Below are 20949 nucleotides of genomic sequence, written 5' to 3'. Positions count from 1 at the left end.
TTTTAGGAGGTAATTTTAATGACAAAAGTTGCTATTAATGGTTTTGGAAGAATAGGAAGATTAGCTTTAAGACTAATGATCGACAATCCAGAGTTTGAAGTAGTTGCAATAAATGACTTAACAGATGCTAAAACTTTAGCTCATTTATTCAAATACGATTCATCTCAAGGAAGATTCAATGGTGAAATTGAAGTTAAAGAAGGAGCTTTCATAGTTAATGGAAAAGAAATAAAAGTACTTGCTGAAAAAGATCCAGCAAGCTTACCTTGGGGAGAGTTAGGAGTAGACATAGTATTAGAATGTACTGGATTATTCACTAAGAAAGAAAAAGCAGAAGCTCATATTCAAGCTGGTGCTAAGAAAGTTGTTATATCAGCTCCTGCAACTGGAGACTTAAAGACAGTTGTATTCAACGTAAACCATGATATATTAGATGGTTCAGAAACAGTTATCTCTGGTGCATCTTGCACAACAAACTGCTTAGCTCCAATGGCTAAAGTATTAAATGACAAATTTGGTTTAACAAAAGGTTTCATGACTACAATTCACGCTTACACAAATGACCAAAATACTTTAGATGCTCCACACAGAAAAGGTGATTTAAGAAGAGCAAGAGCTGCAGCTGCAAGCATAATCCCTAACTCAACTGGTGCTGCTAAAGCTATAGGATTAGTTATTCCAGAATTAGCTGGTAAATTAGATGGAGGAGCACAAAGAGTTCCTGTTATAACTGGTTCATTAACTGAATTAGTATGTACTCTAGAAAAGAAAGTTAGCGTAGAAGAAATAAATGCAGCAATGAAAGAAGCTGCTAATGAATCATTTGGATACACTGAAGACCCTATAGTATCTTCAGACGTAATTGGAATTAACTATGGTTCATTATTTGATGCTACTCAAACAAAGGTTATGGACGTAAATGGAGAGCAATTAGTTAAAGTTGCTTCTTGGTATGATAACGAAATGTCATATACTTCTCAATTAATCAGAACTTTAAAATATTTTGCTAACCTTTCAAAATAATTTAAAGTTGAATACCTAATATATACCCTAACATACTAAAAGCATATTAATCTTGAATTAAGTGAGATTAGTATGCTTTTTCATTATAGATATGACGAATTGGATTTTTCTTATATGCTAAAACTTTTTTTAAAAACCCTATTTAAAAATCCCTGCGATTACATTATAATGAAAGTGGGACAAATAACTTGCGTGTGGGACAAAAAAGGACCGCGTATAATTTAATTAAACAATAATAATTATAGGAAGATGTAGAATACTAGTTTTAAAGCAAATTTAGCTTTATATAATGTGCTATTTTAATGATACATATTAAGCCATTTATTGAGAAAATTCCATGGCAATTTTATTAAAATGTGAAGGGAGATATAATTATGAAGTTAAACAAGAAGACTGTAGAAGATATCCAAGTTAAAGGTAAAAGAGTATTAGTAAGATGTGACTTCAATGTACCGCTTAAAGAAGGAGTTATAACAGATGAAAATAGATTAATAGGAGCACTTCCAACAATTAAATATTTAGTAGAACAAGGAGCTAAGGTTATACTTTGTTCCCATCTTGGTAAGCCAAAGGGAGAACCAAAGCCAGAATTATCATTAGCACCAGTTGCTAAGAGACTTTCAGAATTATTAGGAAAAGAAGTTGTATTTGCGGCAGATAATAACGTAGTTGGAGAAAATGCTAAAAAAGCTGTAGCAAATATGAAAGACGGAGATATTGTTTTGCTTGAAAACACAAGATATAGAAAAGAAGAAACTAAAAATGAAGAAAACTTCTCAAAAGAATTAGCTTCTCTTGCTGATGTATTTGTAAATGATGCTTTTGGAACAGCTCACAGAGCACACTGCTCAACAGTTGGAGTAACAGAATTTGTTAGTGAATCTGCTTGCGGATACCTAATTCAAAAGGAATTAAAATTCTTAGGTGAGGCTGTTGAAACTCCAGAAAGACCATTTGTAGCAATACTTGGTGGAGCTAAAGTTTCTGATAAAATTAACGTTATAAACAATCTTTTAGAAAAGGTTGATACATTAATAATAGGTGGAGGAATGGCTTATACTTTCTTAAAAGCTCAAGGCTATTCTATAGGAACATCTTTATTAGAAGAAGATAAGATAGATTATGCTAAAGAAATGATGGAAAAGGCAAAAGCTAAAGGAGTTAAATTATTACTTCCAATAGATAACGTAGTTGGTGCTGAGTTTAATGCGGATACAAAACCAGTTACTACAGAAGATCAGAATATTCCAGAAGGTTATATGGGATTAGATATAGGACCTAAAACTGCTAAACTTTATGCTGAAGCAGTAAAGGATGCTAAGACAGTTATATGGAATGGACCAATGGGAGTATTTGAGTTTGCAAACTTTGCAAAAGGAACAATAGCAGTAGCAGAAGCTATGGCACAATCAAATGCAACTACTATAATCGGGGGAGGAGACAGTGCAGCTGCTGTTAATACTCTTGGATTTGGAGACAAAATGACTCACATTTCAACTGGTGGTGGAGCATCACTTGAGTTCTTAGAAGGAAAAGAATTACCAGGAATTGTAGCTCTTACAGACAAGTAATAAGACCAGGTTAAAAAACAAGTTAGGAAAAGAAAAATATTAGTACTAGGTGCTAAGTACTAAATACTAGTACTTAGCGCCTAAAAAATCTGGTTATAAAAAATATAAGGGGTGTGTTAATATGAGAAAGCCAATTATAGCAGGAAACTGGAAGATGAATAATACTGTATCACAAGCATTAAAGCTTATAGAGGAATTAAAGCCATTGGTTAAAGATGCTAACTGTGAAGTTGTAGTTTGCCCACCAACTATATGCTTAGATGCTGTAGTAAAGGCTGTTAAAGGAACTAATATAGAAGTTGGAGCTCAAAATATGCACTTTGAAGAAAGTGGAGCTTTTACAGGAGAAACTTCTCCAGCTATGCTTGAAGAAATGGGAGTAAAGTATGTAATATTAGGGCATAGTGAAAGAAGACAATACTTTGCAGAAAATGATGCTGATTTAAATAAGAAGATAAAGAAAGCTTTTGAACATAACCTAATTCCAATACTTTGCATAGGAGAAACTCTTGAAGAAAGAGAAGCTAATATAACTGAAGAAGTATTGGCAAGGCAAATTAAGCTTGACTTAGCTGGACTTGAAAAAGAACAAGTTGAAAAACTTGTAATAGCTTACGAACCAATTTGGGCTATAGGAACAGGAAAAACTGCTACAGCTGATCAAGCAGAAGAAACAATAGCTTTTGTTAGAAAAACTGTTGCTGGAATGTTTGGAGAAGAAACTGCAGAAAAGATGAGAATACAATATGGCGGTTCAGTTAAGCCATCAACAATAAAAGAGCAAATGGCAAAACCAAATATAGATGGAGGACTTATTGGAGGAGCTTCACTAAAAGCAGAAGATTTTGCTGCTATAGTAAACTTTGATAAATAATAAAATTGCGATGCAATTTTATTAAGTTAGGACTCTGAGTTTCAGTTAGGCGTTAAAGCTGAAGTTAGAAGCCTACAAAAGATTAAAGATATTTCTCGGAGGTGATTACACATGACAAAGAGGCCTGTTATGTTAGCTATACTAGACGGATTTGGGATATCAGATCATGAAGACGGAAATTCTATTAGGATAGCTAAGAAGCCTAATTATGATAAACTTTGGAATGAATATCCACATACACAACTAGGAGCTAGCGGATTATCTGTTGGACTTCCAGAAGGACAAATGGGTAATTCAGAGGTTGGCCACTTAAATATAGGTGCAGGAAGAATAATATATCAAGCTCTTACAAGAATAACTAAGGCCATAGAAGATGGAGATTTAGATAAAAATGAAGCTTTACTAAAAGCTATAAACAATGTAAAAGCTAATAACTCTTCACTTCATTTTATGGGACTATTATCAGATGGTGGAGTACATTCACATATAGATCACTTAAAAGGTTTAATTGATTTTGCTGCAAAAAGTGGCATAAAAAAAGTATATGTACATGCTTTTCTTGATGGAAGAGATACACCACCAGATTCAGCACCAATATATGTAAAAGACTTAGAAAATCATATGAATTCAGTTGGAGTAGGAACTATTGCTACTATATCTGGAAGATACTATGCTATGGATAGAGATAAAAGATGGGAAAGAACTCAACTTGCATATAACGCATTGGTATTAGGAAAAGGTGAATATGCAAAAAGTGCTCTAGAAGCTATAGAAAAATCTTATCATGATAACAAACAAGATGAATTTGTACTTCCAACTGTAATATTAAAGAATGATAAACCTGTAGCTACTATTAAGGATGGAGACTCAGTAGTATTCTTTAATTTCAGACCAGATAGAGCAAGACAAATAACAAGAGCAATAAATGACAAAATATTTGATGGGTTTGAAAGAGAGAATCTTGATTTGACTTTTGTAACTTTAACAGAGTATGATAAGACTATTGAAAATGTTGAAGTTGCTTTTGGTCCTGAATCTTATAAAAATACTTTTGGAGAATATTTATCAAAGTTAGGTAAAAAGCAATTAAGAATAGCTGAAACAGAAAAGTATGCTCATGTAACCTTCTTCTTTAATGGAGGAATTGAAGAGCCTTATGCTAATGAAGATAGAGTTTTAATACCTTCTCCAAAGGTTGCAACTTACGATTTAAAACCAGAAATGAGTGCATATGAAGTAACAGATGAAGTTATTAAAAGAATAGATTCAGATGAGTATGATGCCATAATATTAAATTATGCAAATCCGGATATGGTAGGCCATACAGGAGTTATGGATGCTGCAATTAAAGCAGTTGAAGCTGTGGATGAATGTTTAGGTAGAGTTGTGGATAAAATATTAGAGAAAAACGGTTCTATATTCATAACAGCAGACCATGGTAACTGTGAACAGATGATAGATTATTCTACAGGAGGAAGTATGACAGCTCATACAACAAATCCTGTACCATTCATTTATGTATCAAATGATGCTAAGAAAAAAGAATTAAGAGAGAGTGGAATACTTGCAGATATAGCTCCTACAATGCTAGAAGAAATGGGCTTAGAAATTCCAAAGGAAATGACAGGAAAAAGCATCTTTAAATAATATCAGTTAGGAAACAATTATGATTGTTTCCTACTGTATATATAAATTTTTATCTTAAATTAGGAGGAGATAAATATGAAGACTTTTGTAGAAATAGTAGATGTTTATGCAAGACAAATTTTAGACTCAAGAGGAAATCCAACTGTAGAAGTAGAAGTTGAATTAGAAGATGGTACAGTAGGAAGAGCTGCAGTTCCATCAGGAGCTTCAACTGGTATATTCGAAGCAGTTGAATTAAGAGATAACGATAAATCAGTATACATGGGAAAAAGCGTTGAAAAAGCAGTTAACAATGTAAATGAAATTATAGCCGAAGAATTAGTTGGAATGAATGTATTTGATCAAGTTGCAATAGATAAAGTTATGCTTGAACTTGATGGAACAAAAAATAAGAGCAAACTTGGAGCTAATGCAATGCTTGGAGTATCACTTGCATGTGCAAAAGCTGCTGCAGAATACTTAGGAATTAGTTTATATCAATACATAGGTGGAGTTAACGCAAAAGTTCTACCAGTACCTATGATGAACATATTAAATGGTGGATCACACGCTGACAACAATGTAGATCTACAAGAGTTCATGATTATGCCAGCAGGAGCTCAATCTTTCTCAGAAGCTTTAAGAATGTGTTCTGAAATATATCATACATTAAAGAACATATTAAAGAACAAAGGATTATCAACAGGTGTTGGTGATGAAGGTGGATTTGCTCCAGACTTAAAGAGCAATGAAGAAGCAATACAAGTTATTGTAGAAGCTATAGAAAAAGCTGGATACAAAGCAGGAGAACAAGTATTCATAGCTTTAGACCCTGCATCTTCAGAATTCTACAATACTGAAACTAAGATGTATGAATTAAAAGGAGAAGGAAGAACATTAACTCCAGCTGAAATGGCTGATTTCTATGCTGAATTAGTAGAAAAATATCCAATAATCTCAATCGAAGACGGTATGGCAGAAGAAGATTGGGAAGGATGGAAGTTATTAACTGAAAAGTTAGGCGGAAAGATTCAATTAGTAGGAGACGATTTATTCGTAACTAATACAGAAAGACTTGCTATGGGAATTGAAAGAGGAGTTGCAAACTCAGTTCTTATAAAGCTTAACCAAATAGGAACATTAACTGAAACTTTAAATACAATAGAAATGGCTGAGAGAGCAGGATATACTGCAGTAGTTTCTCACAGAAGTGGAGAAACTGAAGATACTACAATAGCTGACTTAGTTGTTGCAGTAAATGCAGGACAAATCAAGACTGGTGCTCCAGCAAGAAGTGAGAGAGTTGCTAAGTACAATCAATTATTAAGAATCGAAGAAGAATTAGGAACAATGGGAGAATATAGAGGACTTAAAGCTTTCTATAACCTTAAAAAATAATATTTCTTTATTTAAAAGTAAGGTGGCTGTTTAATCTACAGCCACTTTACTTTTAAATATGCATAAAATACATAAAAAGCTTTTTTATTTGTAATTTATTCTATAGTGTGATAAAATAGTTGAGATAGTATACGTAAGAAGATTGATAATAAATGAGGAGGTGTATGTTAATGCATACATTTTTACGAGTTGCAGAAATATTAGTTTGTATTGCACTTATAATTGTTGTGTTAAAACAGCCAGGAAAAGCAGATGGCTTTAATTTAATATCTACAGGAGCAGATACCTTCTATTCTAAAAACAAAACAAAAACCTATGAAGCTGTATTAGCAAAATTAACTGTTATTTTAGCTATAGCTTTTGGCCTTATAACAATAGCATTAACAGTGATTAGAAAATAATATTAAAATATGCAATGTAACATACATATAGATACTTAAACACACGGATCTCTTTGAGATTTGTGTGTTTTTTTAGTTTTCAGACAAAATATATCCGTATTAAATCCCTAAAATGAGTAATATATATAATATATATATATATTATCCCTCAAATTAATAGAAAGGAAGTATAAAAATGGATGTAGCTTTATCAGTAATTTGTGGTCTTTTAGCATTGATTTTTGCCTTTGCATTGAGTTCAGGAATTGCAAAAAAAGATCCAGGTAACGAAAGGATGAAAGAGATATCGGGATACATTCATGAGGGTGCTATGGCATTCTTAATGAGAGAATATAAATATCTTGCAGGTTTTATAGCAGTTGTTGCTATAGTTATAGCTGCAGCAATTAGCTATAAAACAGCTATATGCTTTGTTTGTGGAGCAATATTTTCCATTTTAGCAGGGTATTTTGGAATGAATGTAGCAACTAAAGCAAATGTGAGAACAGCTCAATCAGCAAGAAAAGGGCAAAGTGAAGCTTTAAAGATTGCTTTTTCTGGCGGTGCTGTTATGGGACTATCTGTTGTTGGATTGGGTGTGCTCGGATTAGGTATCTTTTGTTTAATTTTTAATGATAATACAGATTTTATAACTGGTTTTGGCCTTGGAGCAAGTTCTATTGCACTTTTTGCTCGTGTGGGTGGAGGAATATACACTAAGGCTGCGGATGTAGGAGCAGATTTAGTTGGAAAGGTAGAAGCAGGCATACCAGAAGATGATCCAAGAAATCCAGCTGTTATAGCAGATAATGTGGGAGATAATGTAGGAGACGTTGCTGGAATGGGAGCAGACTTATTTGAATCCTACGTAGGATCGATAATATCAGCTTTAACATTGGGGTATTTTTTATTTTCAGGAGAGCAGTCAAAGATTATATTTCCTCTTACATTAGCAGCTATTGGAATATTAGCCTCAATAATAGGGGTATTATTTGCAAGAAATAGTAAAAATACTAATCCTCAAAAAGCTCTTAATGCTGGAACTTATATAGGAGGAGTATTAGTTATAATTGGTTCATTTATATTAAGCAAGCAGATATTTGGAGATTATAAAGCTTTTGGAGCTATACTTTCAGGATTAATTGTAGGAATTCTAATAGGAAAAATAACTGAAATATATACAGCAGATCAATATAATTCTGTAAAAAAGATTGCTAAACAGTCAGAAACAGGAGCTGCTACTACAATAATTTCAGGGCTTGCTGTAGGAATGTATTCTACCATGTTGCCTATAGTATTAATATGTATCGGAATTTTATTTTCATTTTATATAATGGGTGGAGCATCAAACATATCTATGGGGTTATATGGAATATCCCTTGCAGCTGTGGGAATGCTTTCAACTACAGGTCTTGTTGTTGCAGTAGATGCATATGGACCTATAGCAGATAACGCTGGTGGAATAGCAGAAATGTCTGAGCTTCCACATAATGTAAGAGAAGTCACAGATAAACTAGATTCTGTAGGAAATACTACAGCAGCTATTGGTAAAGGGTTTGCTATTGGTTCAGCAGCACTTACTGCTTTAGCATTATTTGCATCTTATGCACAAGCAACCAACCTAAAAAGTATTGACTTATTAACTCCAGTTACATTAGTGGGTGTATTATTAGGTGCTATGATTCCGTTCTTGTTCGGTGCTTTAACAATGGAATCAGTAGGAAAAGCTGCTAATAAGATGATAGAAGAAGTTAGGCGTCAATTTAAGACTATTCCTGGAATCATGGAGGGAAAAGGAAAACCAGATTATAAAAGATGTGTTGACATTTCTACGGCCGCAGCCTTAAAGGAAATGATACTTCCTGGCATACTAGCTATTGCGGTTCCACTACTAATAGGAATGCTTTTAGGTGTTGAAGCATTAGGAGGATTAATTGGAGGAGCAGTATCTTCTGGTGTTCTTGTAGCAATACTCATGGCAAATGCAGGTGGAGCTTGGGATAATGCCAAAAAATATATAGAAAGTGGAACACATGGAGGAAAGGGTAGTGATGCTCATAAGGCAGCAGTAGTAGGAGATACGGTAGGAGATCCATTTAAGGATACATCAGGACCAGCAATGAATATATTAATTAAGCTTATGACTATAGTATCATTAGTATTTGCACCAGTAATACTTAAATATGGCGGAATATTGCTAAATCTATTTAAGTAGAAAATATAGGGGTTTGGGAATTAATGCTATTATAGGTGTTAAAACACAAAGTTTAGTTGATTCATTAGTCTAGATAAGACTAAAAGTGTAGCTTTTTATACTTTTAGTCTTTTTATTTAAATAAAACAGATATTATCATTTATCATGGAAGTTGGTGGTTTGACTAGAAATATTAATTAGGTTACTATTAATTGTAACGGTTTATTTTATCATATTGAATATTATACATATAAGAAGCAAAAAATAAAGTAGGTGCAAGTTTATTCGATAAAATAAGAAATTTTGCTATTGTATTAGTAGATTAGAGGAGGAAAATAAATTGAATATAAAGAAAGTGCTCTTAGATTTTATGAGGGAGCAGGCATATAAGCCAATGGATATAAATGAACTAGCAAAAATATTTGGTATATCTAAGAAAGAGTTAAAGACTTTTAAAGATATTCTAAAAACTATGGAAAAGGAAGGAAGCATAGTAAAAAATCAAGTAGGACGTTATGGTATTCCAGAAAAAATGGGGCTTGTAGTTGGAAGACTTCAAGGGCATCAAAGAGGATTTGGATTTGTAATACCAGATGATGAAAGTCCAGACGTATTTATAACTTCAACCTTAATGAATGGAGCTATGCATGGTGATAGAGTAATAGCTCAAATTCTAAAAGAAAAGGATAAAGGAAAAAAACGTGAAGGCGAGATAATAAAAGTTATAAAAAGAGCTAATACAAAAATAATTGGAGTTTACGAAGCTAGTAAAAATTTTGGATTTGTTGTTCCAGAAGAAAAGAGAATATTTCAGGATATATTTATTCCTAAAGAAGATTCCAAGGGAGCATCAACTGGTGATGTTGTTATAGTTGAAATAACAGAATGGCCAGAAAAGAGAAGAAGTCCAGAAGGAAGAGTTGTGGAGATTTTGGGTAAAAAGGGAGAAAAAGGCATAGATATATTAACAATTATAAAAAAATATAAGCTTCCAGAAGAATTCCCACCAAAGGTTCAGAGTTATGCGGCTAATATACCAGATGAAATACCTGAAGAAGAATATAAAAACAGGGAAGATTTAAGACATATAAAAATGGTAACCATAGATGGAGAAGATGCAAAGGATTTAGACGATGCTGTTTCAATAGAGAGACTTCCAGATGGAAATTATTATTTAGGAGTTCACATTGCAGATGTATCTCACTATGTAAAAGAAAAAAGCCCACTAGATAAGGAAGCTTTAAAAAGAGGTACTTCTGTATATTTATTAACTAAGGTTATTCCTATGCTTCCAAAGGAATTGTCTAATGGAATTTGCAGCTTAAACCCTCATGTAGATAGATTAGCAATGACATGTTTTATGGAAATAAATAAAGAGGGTAAAGTTGTTGATTACAGAATTACGAAAAGTGTAATAAACACTAATGAAAGAATGACCTATACAGATGTGACAAAAATTCTAAGAGATCATGATGAAGAACTTATGAAGAGATATGATTATCTAATTGAAGACTTTAAAATGATGGAAGAATTATGTGAAATTCTATATAAAAAGAGATTAAAAAGAGGGGCTATAGATTTTGATTTTGACGAAACAAAAATAATATTAGATTATAATGATAAGCCTATAGAGGTTAAACCATACGAGAGAGAAATTGCTAATAGAATAATTGAGGAATTTATGCTTGTAGCTAATGAGACTATTGCAGAGCATATGTTTTGGACTAAGCTTCCTTTTGTATATAGAGTTCATGAAGATCCAGATGAAGAAAAACTTCAAAGGTTCAGAGAGTTTGCATATAATTTAGGATATTTCATAAAGAGCAGCAATGATATTCATCCTAAGTCACTTCAGCAGATTATTGAAGCAGTAAAAGGAAAAAAGGAGGAAACTGTAGTAAATACATTACTACTACGCTCACTAAAGCAAGCAAGATATTCACCAGAGTGTATAGGACATTTTGGTCTTGCAGCAAAATACTATTGTCATTTTACTTCTCCAATAAGAAGATATCCAGATTTAATTATTCATAGAATAATTAAAGAGTCCTTATATGGGGTAATAGATGAAAACAGGTTTAAGGAGTTAGAAAAGGCTGTAGAGTATGCAGCAACTCAATCTTCTGACATGGAGAGATTAGCTATGGAGGCAGAAAGAGAAGTAGATGACTTAAAGAAAGCTGAATACATGAGCGAAAGAATAGGAGAAGAATATGAAGGAATAGTTTCTTCTGTAACTAATTTTGGTATGTTTATACAATTGCCTAATACTATAGAAGGATTAGTCCACATAACCAATATTGATGATGATTATTATGTATATGATGAAGTACACTTATGTTTAATTGGAGAGAGAACTAAACACAAATACAGACTTGGAGACGTAGTAAAAGTAAGAGTAGCTGAAGTAGATATGAGTTCTTACGATATTTACTTTGATCTAGTTAAAGATGAAGAACCAGATGAGGAAGAGAACCTTCCTAAAATACCAATTGTAAAACTAAGCGAAGAAGAAATAATTCAATCTTTAAAGGAAGAAAAAATTGAAGAAGAAATTGAAGAAGAAATAGAAGACATGATTAAAGATTAGAAATAAATTGTGATAATCTTTAATATTGAACATTCCATAGGAGATTTGCTTTTAGGAAAGCTTCACTACGCAAAGAGGCTCTAATATTTCTGGATTTAAAACACCTAGACCTTCTAAACTCGCTGTCGCTCAAACAATAGAAGGTTCCTTACGGTGTTTTAAATCAATAAATATAAAGAGCTTATAATTGCTCCTTCAACGCTTTCTACAATGCAAATCTCATATTACAGTTCAATATTAAAAAGATTATATACATTTATTAAAAGGGAGCCTTTTATTCTTATATGTTGACACTTGTCTTATAGTTTTATACAATTATTTGTGAAAACGGTTGTTCAAAATAATTTAGATGGAGGTAAAAGTAGCATGGGCGTCACAATAAAAGATGTGGCTAAAGAAGCAAATGTTTCTCCTTCTACTGTATCCAGAGTTATAGCTGGCAGTGACAGAATTAGTGAAGAAACAAAAAAGAGGATTAACGAAGCTATAAAAAAATTAAATTATCATCCTAATGCTATTGCAAGAAGTTTAGCAAATAAAACTACTAATGTTATAGGAATAGTTATGCCGAGGGAAGCAGAAGATTTATTTAAAAACCCATTTTTTATACAAGCTATGACTGGAATAAGTACATATGTACAAGAAGCAGGATATTATATAATGTATACCTTTTGTAAAAGAGAAGAAGAAGAGTTGAGTGCTATACAGAATTATATAAACAGCAACTTAGTTGATGGAATAATTCTTATGTTGGCCCGAGTTCATGATAAATGTATAGAGTATTTACAAGAAGTTGATTTTCCATTTGTGGTAATTGGAAGACCAGAAGATACTAAAAATGTGCTTTGGGTAGATAATGATAATTTTCAAGCAATGTATAATGTAGTAAGTAAACTATTTATTAGCGGACATAAAGAAATAGCTTATATAGGAGCTAAAAAAGAGCTAAATGTTTCTAAAGATAGATTAGAAGGATATAAACAGGCTCATAAAATACATGGTATTGACATAGATGAAAGTTTAATAATGGAAGTAGAAGATTTTAAAGAAAACTTAGGATATGAGGCAATGAAACAAATGATGAAAGTAAAAAAGCCAACCGCATTAGTTGCAACAGATGACCTTTTAGCTTTTGGTGCAAATAACTATTTGAATGAAAATGGCATTAAAGGTATATCAATTATAGGATTTAATAACACTCCTTTTGCAGAATATCAAAAACCATCATTAAGTTCTGTAGATATAAATTCCAACAAGTTGGGATATTATGCAGCTAAACTATTAGTAGACAGACTTACAAATAACATAAAACATAAACATTATATTATAGAAACTAGATTAATAGAAAGGGAATCTACCAATTATTAAGTTGTGTCATAATAGAATAAATAATAGGATAACATTTAAGTTTTGAGAGAGTATAAGAATATACTCTTTTTTTGTGACTTAATATACGTAAAATATATAAAAAGTTTCATTGAGAAAGTTTACATGAATTTATTGACAAAGTTTATATTAAAGAATATAATTTATTCATAAGACAAACGTTTGCACAAACATAATTTATTTTTTTTAAATCGATTGCATAAATTTAATCTTATTTCTTATTTAAAGGGGGAAATAATATGTCTTCAAAAGAAACAAAATTAATTTCATTTGATTTTTGGCAGAAGTTTGGTAAAGCTCTAATGGTAGTTATTGCAGTTATGCCAGCTGCAGGACTTATGATTTCACTTGGAAAGGTAATAGGAATTTTTCTTGGAACTACAGGCGTTATAGGAACAATAGCAACTATAGTAGAAGACTTAGGATGGGCGGTAATAGGTAACTTAAATTTATTATTTGCTATAGCCATTGGTGGTTCTTGGGCTAAGGAACGTGCTGGTGGAGCTTTTGCGTCTGCTATAGCTTTTATATTGATTAATCGTGTAACAGGAACTATTTTTGGAATAAGTGAGGCTATGCTTGCAGAGCCAAATGCAACAGTAAATAACATATTAGGCGGGAAGCTTTTAGTTGAGGACTATTTCATATCTGTACTTGGAGCACCAGCTCTAAATATGGGAGTATTTGTTGGTATTATAGCAGGTTTCTTAGGAGCTACATTATATAATAAATATTATAACTATGATAAATTGCCAAATGCACTTTCATTTTTCAATGGTAAACGTTTTGTGCCATTTGTAGTAATTGTATATTCAGTTATAGCGGCAGTCATACTTTCTATATTCTGGCCAATTGCACAAACTGGAATAAATAGTTTTGGAAAGTGGATTGCAACATCTAAAGATAATGCACCAATTATATCACCTTTTGTATATGGATTCTTTGAACGTTTATTACTACCTTTTGGATTACATCATTTGATAACGGTACCAATAAACTATACTGATCTTGGAGGAACTTATAAAATATTAACTGGAGACAGTATAGGTAAAATAGTATCAGGACAGGACCCATTATGGTTAGCATGGATTACAGACTTAAATAATTTAAAGGCTTTAGGAGATATAAATACGTATAAGAATTTACTTGCTACAGTTCATCCAGCTCGTTTCAAAATTGGGCAGATAATAACATCATCTGCTACATTAATAGGTGCAGCTTTAGCAATGTATAAAAATGTAGATAATGATAAAAAATCAAAATATAAATCTATGTATCTATCAGCTGCTATTGCGGTATTTTTAACAGGAGTTACAGAACCTATTGAATTTATGTTTATGTTTACTTCTCCAATTTTATATGGTTCATATGCAGTATTAACAGGATTAGCATTTGCTATGGCAGATATACTAAATTTACGTATACATGCTTTTGGATTTATAGAGTTTTTAACTCGTACTCCAATGATTATAAATGCAGGTCTTGTAAGAGATTTAATTAACTTTATAATGGTAGCAATAGCATTCTTATTCATAAGCTACTTTATGTTCAGCTTCATGATTAAAAAGTTTAAAATTGCTACACCAGGACGTTTGGGAAATGATGTTGAAGGAATGGAAAACTCTAAAGATTCAAAATCAGAAAATAAAGAAAGCAAAGGAAACAAGAAAGTTAAAGATGAAATTGCAGTTAATGCTATAAAATTATTAGGTGGAAAAGACAATATAATAGATGTTGATGCTTGTATGACTCGCCTTCGTGTAACTGTTAAAGATCTAAGCTTAGTTGCAGGAGAGAAAGAATGGAAGGACAACAAGGCATTAGGTTTAATAATAAAGGATAAAGGTGTTCAAGTTGTTTATGGACCTAAGGCAGATGTTATAAAATCAAATATTATAGATATTCTAGGTGAATAAATATGAAGCTTTTAACTTTAAATTGTCATTCATGGATGGAAGAAAATCAACAAGAAAAAATTAAGATTATAATTGACACCATATTACAGAAAAAATATGATATAATTGCATTGCAAGAAGTAAACCAATCTATAGACAAGAAAGTCCTTTTTAAAAACATAAAAGAAGATAATTTTGCTCTAACTTTAATAAATGAACTAAAAAAGTCAGGTTGCAGTGAATATGAGATGTTATGGGATTTCTCTCATATAGGGTATGACAAATATGAAGAAGGAGTAAGCATTATAACAAAGCACAAAATTGAAAAAGCTTACTGCTTCTTCGCAACCAAAAGTGAAGATACATCCTTTTGGAAGACTAGAAAAATTATAGGAGCTTCTTTAAATATAAAGGGAAATCTTATAGATGTTTATTCTTGTCATCTTGGATGGTGGGATGATGAAGATGAACCTTTTAAGGAACAAGCACATAAAATCCTTGAAAGAGTAAATGATGACAGATTAACATTTTTAATGGGAGACTTTAATAATAATGCTTTTTTAAGAGGAGAAGGTTATGATTATTTAATAGGAAAAGGGATGTATGATACTTATTCTATGGCAAAAGAAAAAGATAATGGAGTTACGGTAAAGGGTAAAATAGCAGGATGGAATGAAAATAAGGAGGACTTAAGATTAGATTGGATTTTATGCAATAAAAAAATACAAGTTAAATATTCAAAGGTAATATTTAATGGAGAAAATAGAAATGTGGTATCGGACCATTACGGTGTAGAAGTAAAAATAGAAGAGGGGGAGTTTAATGGCTGATAACTATGTTATAGGAATTGATTTAGGAGGAACAAAAATAAGTGGAGCTGTTGCAGATTTTGATGGAAATATAGTTTCACAGTATACTATTCCTACAAAAGCAGAAGAGGGAGAAGAAGCAGTACTTCAAAGAATAATATTAGTTATAGAAAAAGTAATAGAAGAATCTAAAGTAGCTAAAGATAAAATTGTAACTATAGGAATAGGTTCTCCAGGACCTTTAGATGCCAAAGAGGGAAAAATCATAACCACACCGAACCTTCCTTTTAGAAACTTCAACTTAGTTAAGCCTTTAAAAGATAAGTTTAATATCCATGTTTATTTAGATAATGATGCTAATGTAGCAGCTATGGGAGAATATATTTTTGGGGCAGGAAAAGGCACCAGCAATATGATATTTGTAACAGTTTCTACAGGAATAGGTGGTGGAGCTATATTAAACGGAAAAATATATAGGGGTAATACCAGCAATGCTTTAGAGATTGGACACATGACCTTAGAAAAGGATGGACCTCGTTGTAATTGTGGAAATTATGGATGCGCAGAAGCATTAGCATCAGGTACAGCTATAGGAAGATTGGCAAAAGAAGAGATTACCAAAGGAGTAAAAACTTCTCTTACAACTTACGAAAATGTAACATCTTATGAAGTGTTTAAAGAGGCTGAAAAAGGAGATGCTGTAGCTAAGGCTGTGCTTGATAAAGCATTAAATTATTTAGGAATATGTATTGCGAACATAATAGCGTCTTTTGACCCAGAAATGGTTATAATTGGAGGAGGAGTTTCAAAGGGTGGAGATATAGTATTTAAGAAGGTACAAGAAGTGGTTAACAAGAGATGCTTTAAGTCTATGGCAGAAAGTACAAAAATAGTTCCAGCAGGCCTAGGAACTAATGCGGGACTTATGGGGGCAGTTGCTCTTGCAATAATGGAAAGTAAATAAAAAAATAAAAAAATAAAATTATTAAGTTTTTTTTTTACAGGTTTATGCAAGCGATTGCTCAATTTATAATGGAGGTTATGCTAAAATGAAAAAGACATGGTGGAAAGAAGCAGTTGCTTATGAGGTATATCCAAGAAGTTTCAAAGATTCTAATGGAGATGGAATAGGAGATTTACAAGGAATAATATCTAAATTAGATTATCTAAAAGATTTAGGAATTGATGTAATATGGATTTGTCCAATGTATAAATCACCTAATGATGATAATGGATACGATATTAGTGACTATCAAGATATAATGGATGATTTTGGTACTATGGATGATTTTAATGAGCTTTTGGATGAAGTCCACAAAAAAGGCATGAAGCTTATAATTGATTTGGTTGTTAATCATACAAGTGATGAACATCCATGGTTTATTGAGTCTCGTTCTTCAAGAGATAATCCAAAAAGAGATTGGTATATATGGCGTGATGGCAAGGATGGAAGAGAACCAAACAACTGGGAAAGTATTTTTGGAGGTTCGGCTTGGGAGTATGATGAAAAAACTGATCAATATTATCTTCATCTATTTTCAAGAAAACAACCAGATTTAAATTGGAAAAATAAAAATATGCGTAAGGCAATTTATGATATGATTAATTGGTGGCTGGATAAAGGAATAGATGGGTTTAGAGTTGATGCTATTAGTCATATAAATAAAGAAGAGGGCTTAAAAGATATGCCTAATCCAAAAGGATTAAGATATGTTCCATCTTTTGATAAGCATATGAATGTGGAAGGAATTCATGAATATTTAGAAGAGCTAGCTGAAAATACTTTTCGCAAATATGATATAATGACAGTTGGAGAAGCTAATGGAGTTAATGTTGAAGATGCTTCTCTTTGGGTTGGAGAAAATGAAGGAAAGTTTAACATGATATTTCAATTTGAGCATGTGCACTTGTGGGAAAATGGTACAGATTCAGATATGAGTATTCCTAAATTAAAGAAGATTTTATCAAAATGGCAAAAAGGATTAGAAGGTAATGGGTGGAATGCATTATATATTGAAAATCATGATGTACCAAGAATAGTTTCCACTTTGGGAGATGATGATAGATACTGGAGAGAAAGTGCTACATCTCTAGCTGCTATGTATTTTTTCATGCAGGGAACTCCATTTATATATCAAGGACAAGAATTAGGTATGACCAATGTTAAATTTAAAAACATTGAAGATTATAATGATGTGAGAACTAAAAATTTTTATGCCATAAAAAAAGAACAAGGTATGTCTCATGATGAAATAATGAGAATAATATGGTCAACATCAAGAGATAATTCTCGTACGCCAATGCAGTGGGATAGAAGCATAAATGCAGGTTTTACTTCTGGAAAGCCGTGGATTAAAGTAAATCCGAATTACACAAAAATTAATGCAGCAGATGAAGAGAAAGATCCTAATTCTGTGCTTAATTTTTATAAAAAAATGATTTTATTGAGAAAGCAAAATATTATATTTATTTATGGAACTTATGATTTAATATTAGAAGACCATGAGCAAATTTTTGCATATACTAGAACATTAGATGATGAGAAGGTTATAATAATTTGTAATTTGACAGATTCTGAGGCTTTATATGAATACAAAGATTTAAAATTGAAATTTAAAAATCTTTTACTCAATAATTATCCTGTAGAAGCACATGAAGAAACTACAAGTATTAATCTAAAACCTTATGAGGTGAGAGTGTATAGAGTATAGAACTTAAAGCTGAAAAGATGTTGAAATAAGAAATTAAAACTATAATCAACTTTCAGAGTTCTTATATTTGACTTTTAGATGTATCTGTAATATAATAACATATTACAGAAGTGGAAAAGTGGGTGTGGCGTATATGAAAAAGGAAAACAAGAATAATACTCTTGCACAAAACAGAAAAGCATTCCATGATTATTTTATAGACGAGACTTTTGAGGCAGGTATCGCTCTTGTTGGTACAGAAGTAAAATCCATAAGAGCTGGAAAGGTAAATTTAAAGGATAGTTATGCTCAAGTAAAGAATGGAGAAGTGTTTTTATGCAATATGCATATTAGTCCTTATGAAAAGGGTAATATATTTAATAAGGATCCATTGAGGGAGAGAAAACTTCTTCTTCACAAAAAAGAAATAGCTACTTTACTTGGATATACTACTCAAAAAGGATATACTTTAATTCCTTTAAGTTTATATCTAAAAAAAGGAAGAGTAAAAGTTGCTCTTGGAGTTGCAAGAGGTAAGAAAAATTATGATAAGAGAGAAGCGATAGCTGAAAGATCAGCTAAAAGAGATATAGATAGGCAAATTAAGGAAAGAATGAGATAAGAACTGCGTTTTTCGCAGTTCTTATCTTTTATATAGTAATTAATACAATTTGATACTGAATATAGCTTGTATCACAAAGTTAATTCCTCAGCATATTCTATAATATAAAATAATATGCGGGAGGGATGTAAATGACCATAGAATTGACAGCTCTACATTATGTATATCTAATATTTATTATAGCAATTATTATAGCTATGATAATGAAAAAAGACATAACTTTAATATGCATAATTGGGATTTTTGCTCTTGGAGTAATAGGGACTGATTCAATATATAAATCAGCTATGGGAGTATTTAATAGTTTCATTTATGCAACAAAGGAATTAATGCCTACTATACTGATTATTTCGGTTATAACAGCTATGAGCAATACATTAGCTGTTTCTGGAATAAATCAAGAAGTTGTATCACCTTTCAAAAAAGTTATAAGATCTTATGGGGTAGCCTATTGGGTTATTGGTTTAGTTATGATGGTGCTTTCATGGTTTTTCTGGCCATCTCCTGCTGTAGCCCTTATAGGAGCCTTATTTTTACCTATAGCTAAAAAAGCAGGATTACCAGCTATGGGAGCGGCTATAGCTATGAATTTATTTGGACATGGAATAGCTTTATCTAGTGATTATGTAATACAAGCTGCACCTAAGATTACAGCAGATGCTGCTGGAATAGAAGTATCAAAAGTTATTGAAGCAAGTGTACCATTAACAGTTGTTATGGCAGTGGTAACTACTGTAATCGCCTTTTATATGTTAAGAAAGGACATTAAATCTGGGAATATGGACTTGCAATATGAAATAGAACAAGATGAAGTAGAAGAAGAGAACTCACATTTAATAGCTTCAAGGACTATCAGAAAAATTTTAGCCTTAGTTATTCTTATATTATTTGCAGTAGATATAATTATAATGTATTTTGCTAAACTTCAGGGAGGAGATGCTACTGCTCTAATAGGAGGAACGGCTATATTTATATTATCTATAGTTTCAATTTTATCTTATAAAAAGGATGCACTTGAAAATATCACAAACAATTTGGTAAAGGGATTACAATTTGGATTCAAGATATTTGGAATAGTAATACCTGTTGCAGCTTTCTTTTATTTAGGTGATTCAGCTTTTAATGATATATTTGGGAATATATTGCCAAGTAATTCAAATGGAATTGTGAATGACTTGGGAGTTGCCTTAGCTAATTTAGTTCCATTGAATTCTATAGTAGCATCCATAACTTTAACTACTGTAGGTGGGATAACAGGTCTAGATGGTTCCGGCTTTTCAGGAATATCTCTAGTAGGTTCTGTTGCTAGACTATTTTCAACAGCCATAGGCGGAGGAGTAGAAACATTGACTGCTCTAGGACAGTTAGCAGGAATATGGATTGGAGGAGGAACTATAGTACCTTGGGCTCTAATACCAGTAGCTGCTATATGTGGAGTAGATGCTTTTGAACTTGCTAAAAGAAATCTAAAGCCAGTTCTTATTGGTCTCGTAGTAACCACAATAGTAGCAATGTTCTTAATTTAATAAGTCATGACACACTAGAAATATTTTGCTTTGCAAAATATTTCTAGTGGTGAAGAAAAGGTTTTCTAAATGTAAATTCTATATGCGGGTATTACATATAGGAAAGAGATGTTCAATTTTTATATGAAGGAAGTTTATACACAAAATATAAGACATTGATTAATATAGTTTGAAAATCCTATTGATAACTATATTCATATAGTGTATTATACTAATTGTTAGTTATATGAGTAAGCAGTTCTTAAATTGCAATATTAAATGCAACACCCCTGTGAAAAAATCATGTAGAATAGGACTGACAATAGTCAAAATCAGCCTTAAGCCCATCTTAATAATAACAGGAGATGGCGTACATGGGTTTGTCA

At 32.0% G+C, this 20949-nt stretch carries 15 protein-coding genes; all 15 read left to right on the top strand.

Annotation, left to right across the window (positions count from 1 at the left end; genetic code table 11):
* The first annotated feature begins 18 nt into the window (after positions 1 to 18).
* The 15 genes from gap to CPAL_RS04395 all read left to right on the top strand — a co-directional run bounded on the left by gap (position 19) and on the right by CPAL_RS04395 (position 20584).
* Complete coding sequence (gene gap, locus CPAL_RS04465) at positions 19 to 1023, top strand: type I glyceraldehyde-3-phosphate dehydrogenase (protein ID WP_061858083.1); 1005 nt, start codon at positions 19 to 21, stop codon at positions 1021 to 1023.
* 374 nt (positions 1024 to 1397) lie between these two features.
* A complete protein-coding gene (locus CPAL_RS04460; RefSeq protein WP_061858082.1) occupies positions 1398 to 2594 on the top strand; it encodes a phosphoglycerate kinase in 1197 nt (398 codons plus the stop codon).
* Positions 2595 to 2715: 121 nt separating this feature from the next.
* Positions 2716 to 3468 carry a triose-phosphate isomerase gene (tpiA, locus tag CPAL_RS04455; protein WP_061858081.1) on the top strand — a complete coding sequence of 251 codons (753 nt, stop codon included), beginning with the start codon at positions 2716 to 2718 and terminating at the stop codon, positions 3466 to 3468.
* Positions 3469 to 3579: 111 nt separating this feature from the next.
* The gene (gene gpmI / locus CPAL_RS04450; protein WP_106024162.1) at positions 3580 to 5115 is read left to right on the top strand and encodes a 2,3-bisphosphoglycerate-independent phosphoglycerate mutase; all 1536 of its coding nucleotides are present in this window, start codon (positions 3580 to 3582) and stop codon (positions 5113 to 5115) included.
* Between the two features lie 75 nt (positions 5116 to 5190).
* Complete coding sequence (gene eno, locus CPAL_RS04445) at positions 5191 to 6492, top strand: phosphopyruvate hydratase (protein ID WP_061858079.1); 1302 nt, start codon at positions 5191 to 5193, stop codon at positions 6490 to 6492.
* Between the two features lie 170 nt (positions 6493 to 6662).
* Positions 6663 to 6893, top strand: a complete 231-nt coding sequence (secG, locus tag CPAL_RS04440) for a preprotein translocase subunit SecG (RefSeq protein WP_061858078.1) — start codon at positions 6663 to 6665, stop codon at positions 6891 to 6893.
* Positions 6894 to 7068: 175 nt separating this feature from the next.
* Entirely contained in the window at positions 7069 to 9087 is a 2019-nt protein-coding gene (locus CPAL_RS04435) for a sodium-translocating pyrophosphatase (protein WP_061858077.1), read from the top strand.
* Between the two features lie 319 nt (positions 9088 to 9406).
* Positions 9407 to 11656 (top strand): ribonuclease R, encoded by a 2250-nt coding sequence (gene rnr, locus CPAL_RS04430; RefSeq protein WP_106024161.1) that lies wholly within the window; start codon positions 9407 to 9409, stop codon positions 11654 to 11656.
* 366 nt (positions 11657 to 12022) lie between these two features.
* Positions 12023 to 13024 (top strand): LacI family DNA-binding transcriptional regulator, encoded by a 1002-nt coding sequence (locus CPAL_RS04425; RefSeq protein ID WP_106024160.1) that lies wholly within the window; start codon positions 12023 to 12025, stop codon positions 13022 to 13024.
* A gap of 257 nt (positions 13025 to 13281) precedes the next feature.
* A complete protein-coding gene (locus CPAL_RS04420; protein ID WP_106024159.1) occupies positions 13282 to 14958 on the top strand; it encodes a PTS transporter subunit IIBC in 1677 nt (558 codons plus the stop codon).
* A gap of 2 nt (positions 14959 to 14960) precedes the next feature.
* The gene (locus CPAL_RS04415; RefSeq protein ID WP_106024158.1) at positions 14961 to 15767 is read left to right on the top strand and encodes an endonuclease/exonuclease/phosphatase family protein; all 807 of its coding nucleotides are present in this window, start codon (positions 14961 to 14963) and stop codon (positions 15765 to 15767) included.
* A complete protein-coding gene (locus tag CPAL_RS04410) occupies positions 15760 to 16710 on the top strand; it encodes an ROK family protein (RefSeq protein ID WP_106024157.1) in 951 nt (316 codons plus the stop codon). The genes CPAL_RS04415 and CPAL_RS04410 overlap by 8 nt, the downstream gene beginning before the upstream one ends.
* Before the next feature lie 85 nt (positions 16711 to 16795).
* On the top strand, positions 16796 to 18457 hold the full coding sequence (locus tag CPAL_RS04405) for a glycoside hydrolase family 13 protein (RefSeq protein WP_106024156.1): 1662 nt from the start codon (positions 16796 to 16798) through the stop codon (positions 18455 to 18457).
* 133 nt (positions 18458 to 18590) lie between these two features.
* Entirely contained in the window at positions 18591 to 19058 is a 468-nt protein-coding gene (gene smpB / locus CPAL_RS04400) for an SsrA-binding protein SmpB (RefSeq protein ID WP_061858070.1), read from the top strand.
* Between the two features lie 131 nt (positions 19059 to 19189).
* Positions 19190 to 20584, top strand: coding sequence for a hypothetical protein (locus CPAL_RS04395; RefSeq protein WP_061858069.1), 1395 nt, complete (start codon positions 19190 to 19192; stop codon positions 20582 to 20584).
* The last annotated feature ends 365 nt before the right edge of the window (positions 20585 to 20949 follow it).

It is taken from the genome of Clostridium thermopalmarium DSM 5974 (genome assembly GCF_002995795.1).
Lineage (GTDB): Bacteria > Bacillota > Clostridia > Clostridiales > Clostridiaceae > Clostridium_H > Clostridium_H thermopalmarium.
Note: the sequence above shows the minus strand (reverse complement) of the source record. Positions and strands in the feature narration are given on the sequence as shown.

What these genes read in the sequence shown, in the direction of transcription:
- gap (WP_061858083.1), top strand. Translation starts at nt 19, where the DNA reads ATGACAAAAGTTGCTATTAATGGTTTTGGAAGAATAGGAAGATTAGCT.
- CPAL_RS04460 (WP_061858082.1), top strand. Translation starts at nt 1,398, where the DNA reads ATGAAGTTAAACAAGAAGACTGTAGAAGATATCCAAGTTAAAGGTAAA.
- tpiA (WP_061858081.1), top strand. Translation starts at nt 2,716, where the DNA reads ATGAGAAAGCCAATTATAGCAGGAAACTGGAAGATGAATAATACTGTA.
- gpmI (WP_106024162.1), top strand. Translation starts at nt 3,580, where the DNA reads ATGACAAAGAGGCCTGTTATGTTAGCTATACTAGACGGATTTGGGATA.
- eno (WP_061858079.1), top strand. Translation starts at nt 5,191, where the DNA reads ATGAAGACTTTTGTAGAAATAGTAGATGTTTATGCAAGACAAATTTTA.
- secG (WP_061858078.1), top strand. Translation starts at nt 6,663, where the DNA reads ATGCATACATTTTTACGAGTTGCAGAAATATTAGTTTGTATTGCACTT.
- CPAL_RS04435 (WP_061858077.1), top strand. Translation starts at nt 7,069, where the DNA reads ATGGATGTAGCTTTATCAGTAATTTGTGGTCTTTTAGCATTGATTTTT.
- CPAL_RS04425 (WP_106024160.1), top strand. Translation starts at nt 12,023, where the DNA reads ATGGGCGTCACAATAAAAGATGTGGCTAAAGAAGCAAATGTTTCTCCT.
- CPAL_RS04420 (WP_106024159.1), top strand. Translation starts at nt 13,282, where the DNA reads ATGTCTTCAAAAGAAACAAAATTAATTTCATTTGATTTTTGGCAGAAG.
- CPAL_RS04415 (WP_106024158.1), top strand. Translation starts at nt 14,961, where the DNA reads ATGAAGCTTTTAACTTTAAATTGTCATTCATGGATGGAAGAAAATCAA.
- CPAL_RS04410 (WP_106024157.1), top strand. Translation starts at nt 15,760, where the DNA reads ATGGCTGATAACTATGTTATAGGAATTGATTTAGGAGGAACAAAAATA.
- CPAL_RS04405 (WP_106024156.1), top strand. Translation starts at nt 16,796, where the DNA reads ATGAAAAAGACATGGTGGAAAGAAGCAGTTGCTTATGAGGTATATCCA.
- smpB (WP_061858070.1), top strand. Translation starts at nt 18,591, where the DNA reads ATGAAAAAGGAAAACAAGAATAATACTCTTGCACAAAACAGAAAAGCA.
- CPAL_RS04395 (WP_061858069.1), top strand. Translation starts at nt 19,190, where the DNA reads ATGACCATAGAATTGACAGCTCTACATTATGTATATCTAATATTTATT.